Here is a 14982-nt window from a genome sequence, read left to right as displayed (position 1 = left end):
GAAAGGAGAACGCCTGATGATCGTGATAGGTGCGATTCTGCTCATCATCGGACTCGTCCTCAAGATTCCGATTCTGTGGACGATCGGCATCATCGCATTGGCGATCGGTGTGGTGCTGCTGGTGGCGGGAGCCCTCGGGCATGCCGTCGCCGGACGACGGCACTGGTACTGATCGTCTCGGCGGTCCGCCGGCATCGATCGCGATGTCGGGATCACAGTGGGCCGAACCGGATTCATTCATTACGTCGCAACACACAGTAGGGAGCTCGCCATGGGAATTCAGGACAAGTTCGAGAACAAGGCCGAAGAACTGAAAGGACGCGCGAAGGAATCGGCCGGATCGGCGATCGGCGACGATGATCTGAAGAACGAGGGTAAGGCCGATCAGGCCTCGTCGGGCGTCAAGAAGGGGATCGAGAAGGTGAAGGACAAGGCCAACGAGGTGGCCGAGAAGCTCACGGGCGACTAGAGATTCACGCAATAGCCGGAAACCCGGCGGTGGACCGCGCAGCGGTTCACCGCCGGGTCTCTCGCCTCCTCTGATCCCTCGGCGTCGCCTCGAAACAGGCGTAAATTGGGGAGCCCGAGCCGACAGGAGTTCATCATGTCGATCACCATTCGTCCGGCTGTGTTCCGGACTGCCGTACTCGCCACCGCCGTCAGTGCCGTCGCGGTGCTCGGCGCTCCGGGCATCGCGTCCGCCGACGTCAAGTCCGGTAACTACACGTCCACCACCTGGTCGTCGGGTGCTGTACTCCTGCAGCGACCCGGTCGGGTCGAAGGGGGAGACCTGGTGCTCATCGGGCGCTACCCGATCCACCGCACCGCGAGGGGCGGCTATGTGGACTTCTTCCCGGGTCACCGCGTATTCATGAACAGCGACGGGCACGGTGGGTACTCGGGACCGGCGTACCTCGGCGGTGCCGTGGTCGGACGGTTCACGTTGACGCCGCGTCGCTGAGCGGTGTCGGTCCGCGTCGCGACTCAGCGAATCCTGCGGCGGTACAGCCTGATCGCCGCCAGGTAGGCGACGACTCCGATCCCGGCGCACCAGGCGAGCGCCGCAGCGAGGTCCGCGGTGGCGACGGGCTGCTCGGCGAGGAGTGCCGACACGGTGTTGACGATCACCGAGGAGGTCGCCGAGGAGGTCACCAAATGGCAGACCCGCGACCTCGAAGCCCTGTATCCGGTGATCTACCTCGATGCGATCATCGTCAGAAATTCGCGATGGCGGGCACCTGCGCAACATATTGCGGCCTAGATCGGCACCGAGTCAGCGTTGCTTCCGCCGTCTATTGAGCCGTGGCCTCCGGGGTGAGGTCGGCGGCGAGCGCCCGGACGCGGGCGGTGATGTCGTCGCGGACCAAGCGCATGCGTTCGATGCCGTCGATGCCGCGTTCGGAGGGCTCGTCGGTATCCCAGTTGATGACGGTGACGCCGGGGGCGTCGACGACGGCTTCCCGACCCAAGGTGATCACTTTGTCGACTCGGGCCAGCAGGGCCGGGTCGATGCCGACCGGGACGTGTCCGGTGATGTCGACGCCGACTTCGGCGAGGGCTTCGGCGGAGAGTGCGTTGACGGCGATGCCGGGGCGGGTGCCGGCCGAGTGCACCTCGATCGCACCGCCCGCGGCCTGGCGCAGGAGGCCTTCGGCCATCGCGGACTTGCCGCCGTTCTTGACGCAGACGAACAGCACGGACGGTCTCATGGCAGGCCCCTTTCGGTGGGCTGAGAAGTGTTGGGGGTGAACCGGTTGCGAAGGGCGAGGGAGACGTAGACCAGAGCGACCAGGACGGGGACCTCGATGAGCGGTCCGACGACACCGGCCAGGGCCTGGCCGGACGTAGCGCCGTAGGTGCCGATCGCGACGGCGATCGCGAGTTCGAAGTTGTTTCCTGCTGCGGTGAACGCGAGGGTGGTGGTGCGTTCGTAGCCCAGCCCGAGGGAGGCGCCGAGGAGGTACCCGCCGCCCCACATGATGGCGAAGTAGGCCAGTAGCGGCAGTGCGATGCGGGCGACGTCGGCGGGGCGAGAGGTGATCTGGTCGCCTTGCAGGCTGAAGAGCAGCACGATCGTGAACAACAGTCCGTACAGGGCCCACGGTCCGATGCGAGGCAGCAAGGTCTGCTCGTACCAGGCTCGGCCGCGGCGACGTTCCCCGATCCGGCGACTGAGGTATCCGGCCAACAGCGGGATGCCGAGGAAGATCAGCACGGACTTGGCGATCTGCCAGGGGGAGGTGTCGATCGTGGTCTGCTCCAACCCGAGCCAGCCGGGAAGCACCGACAGGTAGAACCAGCCCAGCACGGCGAACATCAGGACTTGGAACACCGAGTTGATCGCCACGAGTACGGCGGCGGCTTCCCGGTCTCCGCACGCGAGGTCGTTCCAGATGATGACCATCGCGATGCAGCGGGCCAGGCCGACGATGATGAGTCCGGTGCGGTACTCGGGCAGGTCCGGCAGCAGCAGCCACGCCAGGGCGAACATCAGCGCTGGGCCGACAACCCAGTTCAAGACCAGCGACCCGACCAGCAGCCGGCGGTCGCCGGTGACGGTGTCGAGACGGTCGTAGCGGACTTTCGCCAGCACCGGGTACATCATGATCAGGAGACCGAGTGCGATGGGCAGGGAGATCCCGTCGACCTGAATCTTGTCGATGACGGTGTTCAGGCTCGGGATGAGGCGACCGAGCAGCAGCCCGGCGACCATCGCCAACCCGATCCACACCGGAAGGAACCGGTCCAGCGTCGACAACTTCCCGGCGACGCTGCGGCTCGGCGTCTGGACGCTCATGCCAGGGCCTTCCCGGTCAACGGTGCCACGATGCCGGCGACGACGTCGAGGGCGGCCGGTACGACCCGATAGTGCACCCACGATCCGCGGCGTTCGGACTCCAGCAGCCCAGCGGTCCGCAGGACCTTCAAGTGGTGGGAGACCGTCGGCTGTGAGACATCGACCGCCGGCGAGATGTCGCACACGCACGCCTGACCGCCGTCGTGGCTGGCGATCAAGCTGAACAACTGTAGCCGCACCGGATCGGCGAGCGCCTTGAACACCGCGGCCGCCTGCACCGACTGCTCGGGGGTCAACGGCTCACGCACCAGCGGCGAACACCGGACCGGTGAGACCTCGATTCCCAATGATTTCGACATATATCGATATTGACACTGGTCGATATCGGGTGCAACACGAAAGGGCGTCACCCAGAGGGTGACGCTCTTCCCCGACTCGAGGCCAACGCAGTTTTCAGCAGCTCGCGGAGGCCGGCGTGCAGCACGTCGAGGACCCCTGCGAAGCCTGTGTCAGGCCCAGGTCGGAGCCCTCCGCGGCGAGAGTGGGTGCCTCACCGAAGGTGTCCGAGTCGGCCAGGACGGTGTAAACCTCCCAGCGTTCACCGTCGGGAGCGCCGACCCACACCTTGTCCTGCGTGGCGAAACAGCACGTGGTGTTGATCTGCTCCTCGGTGAACAATCCTTCGCCGGCCAGGCGGGCGATCTCGCCGTGCACGGCCTCACTGGAGTCGACTTCGACGCCGAGGTGGTTGACGGTGCCACCCTCTCCGCGATTCTCCAGCAGAACCAGCTTCAGCGCGGGTTCATCGATCGCGAAGTTCGCATAGCCGGGCTTGACCTTCGCGGGGGTGGTGTTGAACAGCCTGCTGTAGAACGCGATCGACGCTTCCAGATCGTCGACGTTGAGAGCGAGTTGTACGCGGGACATGAGAACCTCCAAGGCTTTGATGAATGTCGAAGTAGTTGCCTGTTTCCGTTGTAACTCGATGATGATTCATTTGGTGCAATACGCAGAACTGGACTTAACATAATGTATCTTATCGGCGCAATTATCTATCGAGTTCGCAAACAGGTGAATACTCGAGATCATTGGTAAAACGCCAGAACCAGCGGGAACGCGGATTGTTCGCCTCCCGCGGCATGACGCAGCTGCACGGTTCCGTCCGATCTACGTGCAGACATGACAAGATAATTCATCTGATGCATGGAAAGGTCGCGGGATGAGGTGCGATGCACCGTGAGTTCGCCGGGTCTCCCGTCTGACATCACCTGGCGCGAGCGCGCAATATGTCACTGTGACGATTCTGCACGTCTGAGTGGATTCAGTTCTTCTGCAGCATGTATGGACCACTGCCTCCTTACTGGTTGCTCGATACAGCGTGGCCCCGAATCGTTGTCGGCGCCGGCGCGGGTCTGCCCCACTGATATTTGCCGAAACTCTATTCATTGGATGAATAGAGGCGTATGGTGCTGGATTATGAGTGGTGAACACCCACTGCCTGGTAGCGCCCCGTTACGACTCGTCTCGTCTGGCGCCGAGTTGCTTCGTCCCGAAGAGCAGATCTGGACAGAGATGCTCGAGGGTTGGAAATCGGCGCTGATGGCACGCACGTTGGGTGCATCCACGATCTATGGCTACCTGCGAGTCCTTCAGGATTTTCAGGCAGTCTCTGGCGACTACCCGTGGCGATGGATGCCGCAGGACGTCGACGAGTACGTCACCACGCTGAACGCACGCAATGGCGGGACGGCCGCCAAGTCAACCATTCGCGCCTATCTGATGGTGGTCAGGGGCTTCTGTAGCTTTCTCTGCGAGCCGGTCTACCGGTGGCCAGACCTGTGCGCCCAGGTCTTCGGCGAATACCCGTCGCAGATCTGCTTCGCCTACAATCTTCCGGTCCATGTCTCTGACAACGAGGCGGAGCCAGAACGGAGAGCGTTCTCCCGCAATGAAGTTCAGACCCTGTTCGACTACTTCGACGACGAAGTTGAGCGTCTCTACGCGAAGAACAACAAGGCCTGGCTGACCACGCTGCGCGATTCCTGCATCGCAAAGGTTGCTTACGGCTACGGCCTTCGTCGTCAAGAACTCCTACGACTGCAGATCCATGACTTCGGACCGAATCCACATGTGCCGCAATATAAGGCCTTTGGTGCTGTCTACGTCCGGTACGGCAAAGGGTCGCGTGGCTCCGCACACAAGCGACGTACTGTCTTGACGGTTCCCCTGATGGACTGGGGTCCGGATGTGTTTGAGGCGTGGGTGGGCGCAGAAGGATGCCGACAACTCATGGGACATGCGGCGGACTCGCCCTGGCTGTGGCCGTCAGAACGCGGTGACCAGTTGACCTTGAACTCGTACGCCACTCGATTCACAGGCCATCGTCGACGTGCCGGTTTGCCAGATGGTCTGTCGCTTCACGGGTTTCGCCGGTCGTACGTCACGCACTTGATCGAGGACGGCTACGATCCGCTGTTCGTGCAACAACAGGTGGGCCACGAGCATTCATCCACCACGGCGCTCTACACCCAGGTGAGTTCGGACTACCGACAGAAGACCCTGCAGCGCATGATCCGCGAGCGACTCGCATCCGCGGCTGTCCCCTACGGCGAAAGCAACCAGGCATGAACGTTCAGAAGCGCGTCGATTTCCATTGGAACCTGCGAAAACTCATGGCCGACCGCAATCTGTGGAAGTCGACCGAACTGGTCACCCTCCTTCGGAGCCGCGGTATCACTCTCTCTCAACCTCAGGCGTACCGATTGATGACGGGCAAACCGGAACGCATCAACAGCCGGGTCTTCGCCGCGCTGTGTGACATCCTCGACTGCTCCCCCGCCGAATTGTTCGAGCCCGTCGTGGTGATGCAAGGTAGGGCAACCGGAACCGCACCCGACATTCTGCCGGCAGGAGAAGCCCGACCGAAGAAGGCTCCCGGGGTTCGTCGCGTTCGCGTGGTCGATTCCGACGACGGCCCACGAGATACCTAGGCCCGCGGTGATGATAGATGATGGCACGCCGGAAGCCCGCACCCGAACCTGACCGGTACGAGCCGTGCGAACGATGCGGTGAGGCCTATCTCACCGCCGCGTGGTGGCAGGACACCCCAATCTGCTGCTATTGCTACAACCAAGCCAAACGCGTTGTCGGGCAATGTGTTGAATGCGCACACTCAGGAATTGTCCCGGGACGCACACCGACCGGCCAATACCTGTGCCGCACCTGTAGCGGCATCCAACTCAACGTCGATTGCGTCGAATGCGGAGCCGAGGCCGAGCTCTACCGTCGCGGTCATTGCTGGCGCTGCGAGCTCGCCCATCAAGTCGACGAACTCCTCACCAACCCGCACACCGGTGTCGTCAATCCGCAACTGGCCGGCCTCGCAGCTGCGCTTAAACAGATGCCTCGCGCCAACAGCGGGGTCACGTGGCTGCGAAACCCAACTGTTCGCGCCGTGCTCCAACAGATCGCCGCCGCCGACACTGTGGACCAGCGACTGCTGGCAGCGCTACCGGTGAACCGTTCGTCCGTGCACATTCGCGCCCTCCTCGATGAGCACGGCATCGATGGCGCCCGAGTGGATTTCCGGACCAGGTTCACCGCGTGGGCCGACAGCAAGCTCGCGACGCTCACCAACCCTGACAATCAGCTCGTGATCCGCAGCTACATTCGGTGGCATGTGTCAAGACGATTCGACGACAAGTGCACCAACGGAACGTTTCTCGCCGCCAAGCAGGGAGTGACCGTTGCAATCGACTTCCTCAACTTCCTCGACATGCTGCAGATATCGGTCACCGACGTCGATCAAAGTCAGGTCGATACGTTCGTCGCGTCCGGCACCGAAACCAACCGGCTATTGAGCCGATTTCTCCCGTGGGTAGTCGCCACGTATCGATTGCCCCCGCTGACGATCGCGCCTCACCAACGCGGCACGACACGAGCCCTGACCGAAACCATGCAAGTCGAACAACTCACACGGCTCTTTGCCAACGACGCGCTGACTCCGCGCGATCGCCTGGCCGCTGCGCTGATCGTGGTGTTCGGGCAGCCCACTCACAAAGTCGCCGCATTGCGATGGGATCAGATCAACCGCGAGGAGACCTGCACCATCACCCTCGGAAAGCACCCAATCGTATTGGAGTCGCCATTGGATCGGCTCGTCGCCGAGGTCGCCGAGGCGACAACCAACCGGCAGACCGCCGCGCATAGCGAATCGGTGTGGGTCTTCCCCGGTTATCAGCCTGGGAACCATCTCAACGAAAGTCACCTGAGGCGCCGCCTCAAGGCACTCGGATTTCCCTCGCTCACAACGCGTCTCGGTACCTGGCAAACCATCACCCAGACCTCACCGCCTCCTGTCCTTGCAGACGCACTCGGCATCCACACACAGACGGCGATCAATCATGCACTCCGCGGATCGAGTCAGTTTGGCGCATACGTTGCAGCACGAAACGGCCAACGCGAGCAATGACTGTCGGTCGATCAGGCGCTGCGCAACTGCAGGATGGCGATTTCAGGCGGCGCACCCACTCGGACGGGCGGTCCCCAGGCGCCGGCCCCATAGGTGGTGAACACGGTGGTGTCCTTGTAGAAGTCGAGTCCGGTGACTGCGGTGTCGGCGGCAGCAGCGGCGGCGTAACGCAGCGGCCACATCTGCCCGCCGTGCGTGTGTCCGGATACCTGGAGATGGGGCTTCCCCCCGGATAGTGGACACAGGGGTGAATTAAGCTGCGTCTCCGATTCTATCGGAGACGCTCCGCTCGTAATCGTTCGGGGACATGTTGTTGCAGAACGAGTGCCGCCGCCGCGTGTTGTAGCGGGTCAACCACCGAAACGCCTGCCGTCGACACGTCCTCTCATCGGGCCAACTCGCCGAATCGCGCAGGACCTCGCGTTTGAATGCCGCGTTGAACGACTCGGCCAACGCGTTGTCGGCACTGGTACCCACCGCGCCCATCGACTGCGTCACGCCCATGTCCTGGCAGGCGTCAGCGAAGTCCTTCGAGGTGTAGACCGATCCGTGGTCGGAGTGGAAGATCGCTCCGCGCAGACTCCCGCGGTCACGCTCGGCCGCGCGTAGCGCGTCGATGACCAGCTCGATGCGCATGTGATCAGCGATCGCCCACCCGACGAGCCGGCGAGAGAAGCAGTCGATGACCGTGGCCAGATACAGGTTCTTGGCCTTCCCGTCGATACCCGGGATCGCCAACGGTAGATACGTGATGTCGCCGACGTACACCTTGTTCGGTGCCGGCGCGGTGAAGTCCCGTTTCACCTGGTCCGGGTACTTCTGCTCTGCCGGTTCTGGCACCGTCGTCTTGACCCGTCGTCGTTTCCGGTAGCCGGCGATCCCGTGTTCGCGCATGACCCGCTCCACACGTTTGTGATTGACGCGCTCACCAGCGGGTTTCCCGTCGTTGAGGTCGGCAGTGATCCGCGGGGCACCGTAGGACGTGTCCTCGTCGTGCACGGCTGTGATCTCCTTGAGCAGGGCATCGTCGGTAGCGGCTCGACGCTCGCGACCGGGCGCGGCCTTGCGCCATGCGTAGTACGAGGAACGAACGACCTCGAGCAGGTCACACAGCCACTTCACCGGGTAGGTGGCGGAGTTGTCGGCGACGAACTGGAAGCGGCTCACCAGTTCGTCTCCCCCGCGAAATACTTGGCTGCCTTCCGCAGGATCTCGCGTTCGGTCGTCAGCTTCGTCGTCTCGACCTCCAACGCCCGGACCCGTGCCCGCAGCCGGACCAGTTCTTCCTCGGGAGTCTCGCCGTCGGGTACCTCATCGGTGGTTCTGCGGTGTAGCGGGCTGGTGGTCGGGGTTCCGTCGGCGCCGGTCTTGCGTCCGGTCCCGTACTTGTCGAGCCATCCGCGTAGCGTGCCGCGTTCGATCCCGAGATCGCCGGCGATCGACCGGACCGTCGCACCCGGCGTGGTCTCGTACAAGTCGACCGCGTTACGCCGGAACTCCTCGTCGTAGTGCTTCCTGGCCATGGACTACATCATCTCGCTTCCCCAGCATCAGGCTGGAATCAGCGTGTCCAACATCCAGGGGGAAGGCCCCTCCTCGTCGTAGTGCTTCCTGGCCATGGACTACATCATCTCGCTTCCCCAGCATCAGGCTGGAATCAGCGTGTCCAACATCCAGGGGGAAGGCCCCTCCTCGTCGTAGTGCTTCCTGGCCATGGACTACATCATCTCGCTTCCCCAGCATCAGGCTGGAATCAGCGTGTCCAACATCCAGGGGGAAGGCCCCTCCTCGTCGTAGTGCTTCCTGGCCATGGACTACATCATCTCGCTTCCCCAGCATCAGGCTGGAATCAGCGTGTCCAACATCCAGGGGGAAGGCCCGATCGACGTCGTGGGCTGCTGCCTCCCGGACGTGGTTGGGTTGATGCGCCAGTAGCAGGGTGAATCGATCGTCGGGTCGACCGGCGACCGCGGCGTCAAGGTCGGGTTCGTACGGGGCGGAATTGCTGAGGTCATGCACTCCAGCGACATCGATGGTGGCTGCCCCGCGTCGGATCTCCACGCTTGAGTTGTTGATGGTGGTGATACCCAGCGAACGCCACTCGTCCATCCAGGCGCCGACGTCGTCGGAGATCTGTTCGTGGTTGCCTGAGACACCGAAGACACCCAACGGCGCTCGCAGATCAGCGAGTGGCTGCAGGTCTGATCCGACATGCTCGATGGTTTCGTCTGACAGGTCACCGACGATCGCGATGAGGTCGGGGCGCTCGGCGTTGACCATGTCGACGATCGTGCGTGTGAACGCCTCCCCGCGGGCGGGTCCCAGGTGCAAATCGCTGACGACGGCCACGCGTAGACCGTCGAACTCGGCGGGCAGCCGTTTCAACGTCACCGACTCCTGATTGACCCGCACCGACGCGGCCTCACCCACGCCGTAGAGCGTGGTGCCCACCGCCACAATCACCTTTACGTTGGAGTACGTCCGGGGCGGTCGCCTCGGACGTTCGTCCGCGGTTCGGGGCGTGGCTCGACAATCACCTGTTGTCGCTGGTGGCTTGGCGTGGAAGGTCACCCCGGACCGTGACGGGTCGTTTCGGCCGCTGATTGAGATGTGTTCGCGAACTTGTCGCTGTGTAAAGGTGTGCCGGCGAAACCACCCTGACGAGCCAACCGCACACGGAAGGACAGTATGGACGAAAAGATCTGGGTAGGAATTGATGTCGGTCGGCATGCGCATCACGCCGCCGCGGTCGATGAGGCGGGAACGGTGCTGTGGTCTCGGCGGCTTCCCAACGATCAACCGGCGATCGAAGCGCTCATGGACCGGGTCGCCGACATGAAATTCGTGGTGTGGGCGATCGACATGACCGCACCGGAATCGGCGCTGCTGAGGGGTGTGCTGGCTGCGCGGCGCCAGCAGATCCGCTACGTGCCCGGCCGGGTCGTGCACAGCATGACCGGTGCGTTCGCGGGTGAGGGCAAGACCGATGCCCGCGATGCGGTCGTGATCGCCCAGACAGCCCGCCTACGTGGCGATCTCGCCACCGTCTCGGCGCCCGACGACGTCGCGATCGAACTCGACCTGCTGACCGGACATCGCAACGACCTCGTCGCTGAACGTACGCGAGGCATCAACCGCCTGCGCGGCCTGCTGACCCGCATCTTCCCTGCACTAGAACGGTGTTTCGACTACTCGACACTGACCGGTCTAACGTTCCTCACCCGCTTCGCCACGCCATCTGCGATCGCTGCGGTCTCTGACGACGAGATCTACGACCACCTGCGCAGTCACGGCGTCCGCCGACCCACGATCCCGAAGATGATCGACAAAGCCCGTGCCGCGGCGGCCGCGCAGACCGTCACCCTGCCTGGCGAGGCGACCACAGCCCTACTGGTGCAACACGCGGCTACCTCGTTGGTCATGCTGACCCGTCAGATCGCCGACCTGGATAAGCAGATCACCGAGGTGTTCCGCCGCCACCGTCACGCACGGATTCTCGAATCCGTGCCAGGCATCGGCACCCGAAGCGGCGCTGAGCTCGTCGCGATCACCGGCGGCGACCTCACTTCGTTCGGCTCGCCCGCCAGACTCGCCGCCTACGCCGGCCTTGCTCCGGTACCGCACGACTCCGGTAACCGCCGGGGAGCCTTGCGTAGACCCCAGCGTTACCACAGAGGACTTCGCAAGGTGTTCTACATGGCCGCACTCAACAGCTCGCAACGCGACGGCCCGTCCCGCGAGTTCTACCAGCGCAAACGACGCGAGAAGCGTTCCCACGTCCACGCTCTCATCGCTCTCGCTAGACGTCTGGTTGACGTGGTCTGGGCACTGATCCGCGACGGTAGGGTGTGGTTGCCGCGGCCGACCGTCGAGCGGGTGTCAGTCGATGAGGTGGGCGCGATGGCTGGATGACTGGCGGGGCCGGTCAGATCTCGGCACGTGCGTGCGTACTAGCGGGACACTGGATGCGTGTCGGTTCGGGTACTCGGCCACCAGCTTGCTCTGCCGACAAGTGTGGCGATGGTCGGCACAACGATGGTGCGGACGATGAAGGTGTCGAGCAGCAGGCCGATGCCGATGATGAGTCCGACCTGGGTCATGATCGAGATGGATCCGGCCATGAGTCCGAACATGCTGGCAGCGAAGATGAGGCCGGCCGAGGTGATGACTGATCCGGTGTTGGTGACGGTTCTCAGGACGCCGATGCGGATGTTGTTTTGGGATTCTTCGCGTAGGCGAGAGATAAGAAGCATGTTGTAGTCGGCGCCGACCGCGACGAGGACTATGAAGGCCAGTAGTGGTACGGGCCAGGCGATATCGGTTTTGAGGATGTGTTGAAAGATCAGGACACCGATACCCAGTGCCGCGGTGTAGTTGAGTATGACGGTGCCCAGAAGGTATAGCGGCGCGATGAGTGCTCGGAGTAGGAGTATCAGGATCAGGCCGACGATGGTGAGGGTGGCCAACGCTAGGAGTCGGAAGTCTTCGGTGAGTAGACGTTGCAGATCGGCGTTGATGGCGGGGAACCCGGCTATCGCGATGTTGGAGTCCTGCAGGGTTGTGTTCGGTCTGGCGGCGAGTGCGACATCGGTGATTGTGTCGGCCAGTTGCATGGCCTCGGTGCTGTAGGGGTCGAAGCTGGTTTGTATTGCGTAGCGCACGGTATGGCCGTCGGGCGAGACGAACTGGCGAGCGACGTCGACGAAACGGCGGTCTGCGTTGGCCTGAGGTGGGAGGTAGAAGCCGGTTGCTGAGTTTGTTCCGGCGGTCTCGCGGGCGGAGGTTTGTAGTTGTGTGGCTAGCGCGGCCATCCCGGCGAGTTGTTGAAGGTTGCTGTCGATCAGCGCGGATACACCGGCGGCGAGTTGGCGTGATCCCGCCGCGAGTTGACTGATACCTGTTTGCAGTTGGGTGAGCTTGCCGGGAAGGTCTTGGCTGCTGATGCTTCCCAGCGTGGAGCCCAGTGAGTTGACGGTGGAAGTGAGTTGGTCGGTGACTGTTGAGATCGGTGTATCCAGCTGCGCGAGTTGTGTTGACAGCGTGGCGATCTGGTCGAGGGTCCCGTTGCTCAGTAGGGCGTCGAGATTGCGGGTCTGCGCGCGCAGAGCTGCGCACTGCGGGACTTGGGTGCACCAGGGCGCATTATCGAGGATGGGCAGGATCGAGGTCACTGTTGCCAGGGCTGCAGATGTTTGGCGGGTGAGCGCGGCCAGCTGTGGGGCATTCTGAGAAGCGCGATCGAGCGCTGGTGCAGATGCGGCGAGTTGGCGGAGTATCGGCTGGTACTGCTGAATTTGCTGCCCTGCTGTGCTTGCCTGATCGAGGATGCCGGCCAGGGGGGCCAAGTTGGTGCGTACCTGGGTGTCGAGCTGAGTAAGCCCGTCGGCGAGTTGGAATGCGCCGGTACGGAGCTGTTCGAGGTCACCTCGGCGGTTCTGGCCATCGTCGACCGCACCCGCCAGCCGGTCCCCGATCTGACCGTTCTGCCAGGACAGCTCGGCTTGCTCGAGCTTGTCCCCGGTGGGACGGGTAACACCGATGACTCGAGTCACTCCGGGGATCTGGGATACACGTGAGGCCATTTGCTCAAGATCGGCCAGCCCGCTGGCAGTACGGAGATCGATCGGTGCATCTACAACGAGGAACTCAGTGATAGTGACGTCTTGAGGGAAATGACGGTCGAGCAACGCGTAGCCTTCGTTGCTGTCGGTTGTCGCGGGCTGCCCCTCACGATCGTCGAAGGTGATCTGGATGCCCATCGCGAAGACGCTAAGCACGATTAGCCCGACCAGGGTTAGTGCCAGCAGAGGCACAGGACGCCGCACGACGAGCACGGCGACGCGATTCCAGTACTTTCGGGTCAGATCTCGTCTGGGTGCGCCCCAGCCGAATCGCGCCGCCCACAGCAACACCGGTGGTAGCAGGGTGACCGTGGCGAGGAATCCGATGAGGATGGCGATCGCGCATGCCGGACCCAAGGTGGAGAACACGCTCAGCTGACCAAACACCATCGCCAAAAAGGCCAGCGCCACCGTGGCAGCTGAAGCCAGGATGACCCGTCCGATAGTTGCTGTCGCGTCCACGAGCGCAACCTCAGTGGTAGCGTCCTGGCGTAGCCGTTCGTGATAGCGACTGATGAAAAAGACTGAGTAGTCGACCCCGGCTCCGAGCAGGATGACGGTCATGAACGCGACGGTGAACTGCGATACCGGCATACCGAGTTCGCCGAGTGCGGACAAGACCCCGCGGCCCACGCCGAGGCTGACACCGATCACCAACAACGGCACCAGCGCGGTGAACAGCGATCGGTAAACGATCAACAGAATGATCGCGATAAGCGCCACCGTCGCCACAGTGATCACGACTAAATCGCTTTCAGCACTGACGATCTGGTCACTGAAAGTGGCCGTCGGCCCGGTGACATGGACAGTGGTGTCCGTACCGTCAAACACGCGCTGCGCGGTTTGGCGCACGGTCTCCACAGCATGCGTGGCCGTTGGCCCTCCCAAAGTTCCGGTGACCCCGACAGGCAAGTACCAGGCTTGCCCGTCCTCACTCAAGGCCTGGCCGGCCGTCGTCGGATCGGAGAGCAAATCCCGCACTGACTGCACATCGTCGAAATTTTCGCGCAACTGCAGAACGAGCATGTCGTAGCGTTCCCGCGCCACGTCGGTGAACCCGTTCGGGTTCTCCATGGTCACGAAAACAGTGGTCTTGGCGCCCTTCTCACCGAACGCACCACCCATCTGATCGAGTGCTTGAAACGATGGAACCCCAGCAGGGATCGGATCAACAGACTGCTGCCGCACCACCGTCTCCAGCTGGGGAAACAGTATCGCCAAGACGATACCCACAGCCACCCACGCCCCGATGACGAGGAATCTGTGCGCCAAGGTGAACCGTGCCAACCGCCCCAATGTCGTGCTGTACTCGCTGCGTTCCGCCAACCGGCGCGCCGCCAAGCGCCCACCACTTGGACGTTGGACCACCATACGCAGCACCTCACCCTCGACCCAGCCCGTCTACGAAACCGACGGTATCGTTACGGTACTAGCAGTACCATAGATGGGGGAGGAGGTCAGGAGGTTTGGTGTCGCCGGTGGGCCATGAGGAAATCGTCGACAAGCTGTTCGAGATCGCCAACGGTCATCGACCGAATGCCCGTGAGCTTGGCAAAGACAAGGGGGCCCGCCAGTTGAGTGACTGCCATGGTCAAATCGAGGTCGCCGAGCTCCGCCGTGGCCACGTCACTCGTCAAAACTCGATCGAATGGTTCTCGATACTGCTCGACGACTCGACGACGCAGTGGCGCGAGCGCGTTCTGATCCCCGTCGGATTGCCCGGATTGCCGGGGCTGCTCGGGAAGCATTGCCAACCATGCCAGCGTCGTCAACTGCAGCGGTGCCTGCTCAATAAGCTCAGCCTGCCGCTGCATCAGCTTCAGCAGGTCATCACGGATCGACGTCGTCGTCTCGGGGGTCTCGGCCTGAGGCAACAATCGCTCGAAGGCAGCCGCCACCAGATCTGTGGAGCTCTCGAAGTGACGATACAAGGTGGTGCGAGCAACACGAGACAGTCGAGTGACCGCCTCCACGGTAACGGCTTCGACCCCGCCACTGTTCAGCAAGGTCACCGCAGCATCCAACAAACGCTGACGCGACCGAACCCGCCTCGGGTCAACATCGTCGGAATCGATGGTTTCCACCTGGCCACT

16 protein-coding genes and 2 pseudogenes are annotated in these 14982 nt (G+C 62.8%); 8 read left to right on the top strand and 10 right to left on the bottom strand.

Annotation, left to right across the window (positions count from 1 at the left end):
• Positions 1-16 precede the first annotated feature (16 nt).
• From ACH46_RS21475 to ACH46_RS10945, 3 genes are all read left to right on the top strand, one after another.
• The gene (locus ACH46_RS21475) at positions 17-172 is read left to right on the top strand and encodes a DUF6131 family protein (RefSeq protein WP_193392900.1); all 156 of its coding nucleotides are present in this window, start codon (positions 17-19) and stop codon (positions 170-172) included.
• Between the two features lie 99 nt (positions 173-271).
• A complete protein-coding gene (locus ACH46_RS10950) occupies positions 272-469 on the top strand; it encodes a CsbD family protein (protein ID WP_062392920.1) in 198 nt (65 codons plus the stop codon).
• A gap of 135 nt (positions 470-604) precedes the next feature.
• Complete coding sequence (locus tag ACH46_RS10945; protein ID WP_062392919.1) at positions 605-961, top strand: hypothetical protein; 357 nt, start codon at positions 605-607, stop codon at positions 959-961.
• Between the two features lie 23 nt (positions 962-984).
• Here the strand turns inward: ACH46_RS10945 and ACH46_RS21820 are convergent, their stop codons facing one another.
• On the bottom strand, positions 985-1152 hold the full coding sequence (locus tag ACH46_RS21820) for a hypothetical protein (protein ID WP_417935243.1): 168 nt from the start codon (positions 1150-1152) through the stop codon (positions 985-987).
• Here ACH46_RS21820 and ACH46_RS21085 point away from each other — a divergent pair.
• Positions 1145-1247 (top strand): annotated as a pseudogene (locus ACH46_RS21085) (transposase); the annotation flags it as partial. The gene ACH46_RS21820 and the pseudogene ACH46_RS21085 overlap by 8 nt on opposite strands.
• A gap of 45 nt (positions 1248-1292) precedes the next feature.
• On the opposite strand, the gene ACH46_RS10940 reads toward ACH46_RS21085, so the two are convergent.
• The 4 genes from ACH46_RS10940 to ACH46_RS10925 form a co-directional block, all read right to left on the bottom strand.
• Entirely contained in the window at positions 1293-1709 is a 417-nt protein-coding gene (locus ACH46_RS10940) for an arsenate-mycothiol transferase ArsC (protein WP_062392918.1), read from the bottom strand.
• Positions 1706-2797: an ACR3 family arsenite efflux transporter gene (gene arsB / locus ACH46_RS10935; RefSeq protein ID WP_062392917.1), complete on the bottom strand. Its 1092-nt coding sequence runs from the start codon at positions 2795-2797 to the stop codon at positions 1706-1708. Before arsB ends, ACH46_RS10940 begins: the two co-directional genes overlap by 4 nt.
• A complete protein-coding gene (locus ACH46_RS10930; RefSeq protein WP_062392916.1) occupies positions 2794-3156 on the bottom strand; it encodes an ArsR/SmtB family transcription factor in 363 nt (120 codons plus the stop codon). The genes arsB and ACH46_RS10930 overlap by 4 nt, the downstream gene beginning before the upstream one ends.
• Before the next feature lie 94 nt (positions 3157-3250).
• Positions 3251-3724, bottom strand: coding sequence for an ArsI/CadI family heavy metal resistance metalloenzyme (locus ACH46_RS10925; RefSeq protein ID WP_062392915.1), 474 nt, complete (start codon positions 3722-3724; stop codon positions 3251-3253).
• 549 nt (positions 3725-4273) lie between these two features.
• Between ACH46_RS10925 and ACH46_RS10920 the strand changes: the two genes are divergently transcribed.
• Genes ACH46_RS10920 through ACH46_RS10910 form a run of 3 tightly spaced genes read left to right on the top strand, consistent with a single transcriptional unit; the run spans position 4274 to position 7268 of the window.
• Complete coding sequence (locus ACH46_RS10920) at positions 4274-5425, top strand: tyrosine-type recombinase/integrase (RefSeq protein ID WP_062392914.1); 1152 nt, start codon at positions 4274-4276, stop codon at positions 5423-5425.
• A complete protein-coding gene (locus ACH46_RS10915) occupies positions 5422-5787 on the top strand; it encodes a helix-turn-helix domain-containing protein (RefSeq protein ID WP_062392913.1) in 366 nt (121 codons plus the stop codon). Before ACH46_RS10920 ends, ACH46_RS10915 begins: the two co-directional genes overlap by 4 nt.
• Positions 5788-5804: 17 nt before the next feature.
• The gene (locus ACH46_RS10910; protein ID WP_226995584.1) at positions 5805-7268 is read left to right on the top strand and encodes a site-specific integrase; all 1464 of its coding nucleotides are present in this window, start codon (positions 5805-5807) and stop codon (positions 7266-7268) included.
• A gap of 11 nt (positions 7269-7279) precedes the next feature.
• Here ACH46_RS10910 and ACH46_RS20820 read toward each other — a convergent pair.
• From ACH46_RS20820 to ACH46_RS10895, 3 genes and pseudogenes are all read right to left on the bottom strand, one after another.
• Positions 7280-7483, bottom strand: a pseudogene (locus ACH46_RS20820) (metallophosphoesterase); the annotation flags it as partial.
• A gap of 37 nt (positions 7484-7520) precedes the next feature.
• A protein-coding gene (locus ACH46_RS10905; protein WP_417935242.1) for an IS3 family transposase occupies positions 7521-8791 on the bottom strand; the annotation gives its coding sequence in 2 pieces (ribosomal slippage) (positions 7521-8449 and positions 8449-8791; 1272 coding nt in all).
• Positions 8754-9719, bottom strand: a complete 966-nt coding sequence (locus ACH46_RS10895) for a metallophosphoesterase (RefSeq protein ID WP_226995583.1) — start codon at positions 9717-9719, stop codon at positions 8754-8756. The genes ACH46_RS10905 and ACH46_RS10895 overlap by 38 nt, the downstream gene beginning before the upstream one ends.
• A 237-nt stretch (positions 9720-9956) precedes the next feature.
• Between ACH46_RS10895 and ACH46_RS10890 the strand changes: the two genes are divergently transcribed.
• Complete coding sequence (locus ACH46_RS10890; RefSeq protein WP_006896189.1) at positions 9957-11180, top strand: IS110 family RNA-guided transposase; 1224 nt, start codon at positions 9957-9959, stop codon at positions 11178-11180.
• Between the two features lie 38 nt (positions 11181-11218).
• On the opposite strand, the gene ACH46_RS10885 is transcribed toward ACH46_RS10890, so the two are convergent.
• Positions 11219-14260: an MMPL/RND family transporter gene (locus ACH46_RS10885; protein WP_006896188.1), complete on the bottom strand. Its 3042-nt coding sequence runs from the start codon at positions 14258-14260 to the stop codon at positions 11219-11221.
• An 86-nt stretch (positions 14261-14346) separates the two neighbouring features.
• Entirely contained in the window at positions 14347-14973 is a 627-nt protein-coding gene (locus ACH46_RS10880; RefSeq protein ID WP_006896187.1) for a TetR/AcrR family transcriptional regulator, read from the bottom strand.
• Between the last annotated feature and the right edge of the window lie 9 nt (positions 14974-14982).

Source organism: Gordonia phthalatica, from assembly GCF_001305675.1.
Taxonomy (GTDB): Bacteria; Actinomycetota; Actinomycetes; order Mycobacteriales; family Mycobacteriaceae; genus Gordonia; species Gordonia phthalatica.
The sequence above is the reverse complement of the archived record's forward strand: the minus strand, read 5'-3'. Positions and strand labels throughout refer to the sequence as shown.

What these genes read in the sequence shown, in the direction of transcription:
- ACH46_RS21475 (WP_193392900.1), top strand. Translation starts at nt 17, where the DNA reads ATGATCGTGATAGGTGCGATTCTGCTCATCATCGGACTCGTCCTCAAG.
- ACH46_RS10950 (WP_062392920.1), top strand. Translation starts at nt 272, where the DNA reads ATGGGAATTCAGGACAAGTTCGAGAACAAGGCCGAAGAACTGAAAGGA.
- ACH46_RS10945 (WP_062392919.1), top strand. Translation starts at nt 605, where the DNA reads ATGTCGATCACCATTCGTCCGGCTGTGTTCCGGACTGCCGTACTCGCC.
- ACH46_RS10940 (WP_062392918.1), bottom strand. Translation starts at nt 1,709, where the DNA reads ATGAGACCGTCCGTGCTGTTCGTCTGCGTCAAGAACGGCGGCAAGTCC.
- arsB (WP_062392917.1), bottom strand. Translation starts at nt 2,797, where the DNA reads ATGAGCGTCCAGACGCCGAGCCGCAGCGTCGCCGGGAAGTTGTCGACG.
- ACH46_RS10930 (WP_062392916.1), bottom strand. Translation starts at nt 3,156, where the DNA reads ATGTCGAAATCATTGGGAATCGAGGTCTCACCGGTCCGGTGTTCGCCG.
- ACH46_RS10925 (WP_062392915.1), bottom strand. Translation starts at nt 3,724, where the DNA reads ATGTCCCGCGTACAACTCGCTCTCAACGTCGACGATCTGGAAGCGTCG.
- ACH46_RS10920 (WP_062392914.1), top strand. Translation starts at nt 4,274, where the DNA reads ATGAGTGGTGAACACCCACTGCCTGGTAGCGCCCCGTTACGACTCGTC.
- ACH46_RS10915 (WP_062392913.1), top strand. Translation starts at nt 5,422, where the DNA reads ATGAACGTTCAGAAGCGCGTCGATTTCCATTGGAACCTGCGAAAACTC.
- ACH46_RS10910 (WP_226995584.1), top strand. Translation starts at nt 5,805, where the DNA reads ATGATGGCACGCCGGAAGCCCGCACCCGAACCTGACCGGTACGAGCCG.
- ACH46_RS10890 (WP_006896189.1), top strand. Translation starts at nt 9,957, where the DNA reads ATGGACGAAAAGATCTGGGTAGGAATTGATGTCGGTCGGCATGCGCAT.
- ACH46_RS10885 (WP_006896188.1), bottom strand. Translation starts at nt 14,260, where the DNA reads ATGGTGGTCCAACGTCCAAGTGGTGGGCGCTTGGCGGCGCGCCGGTTG.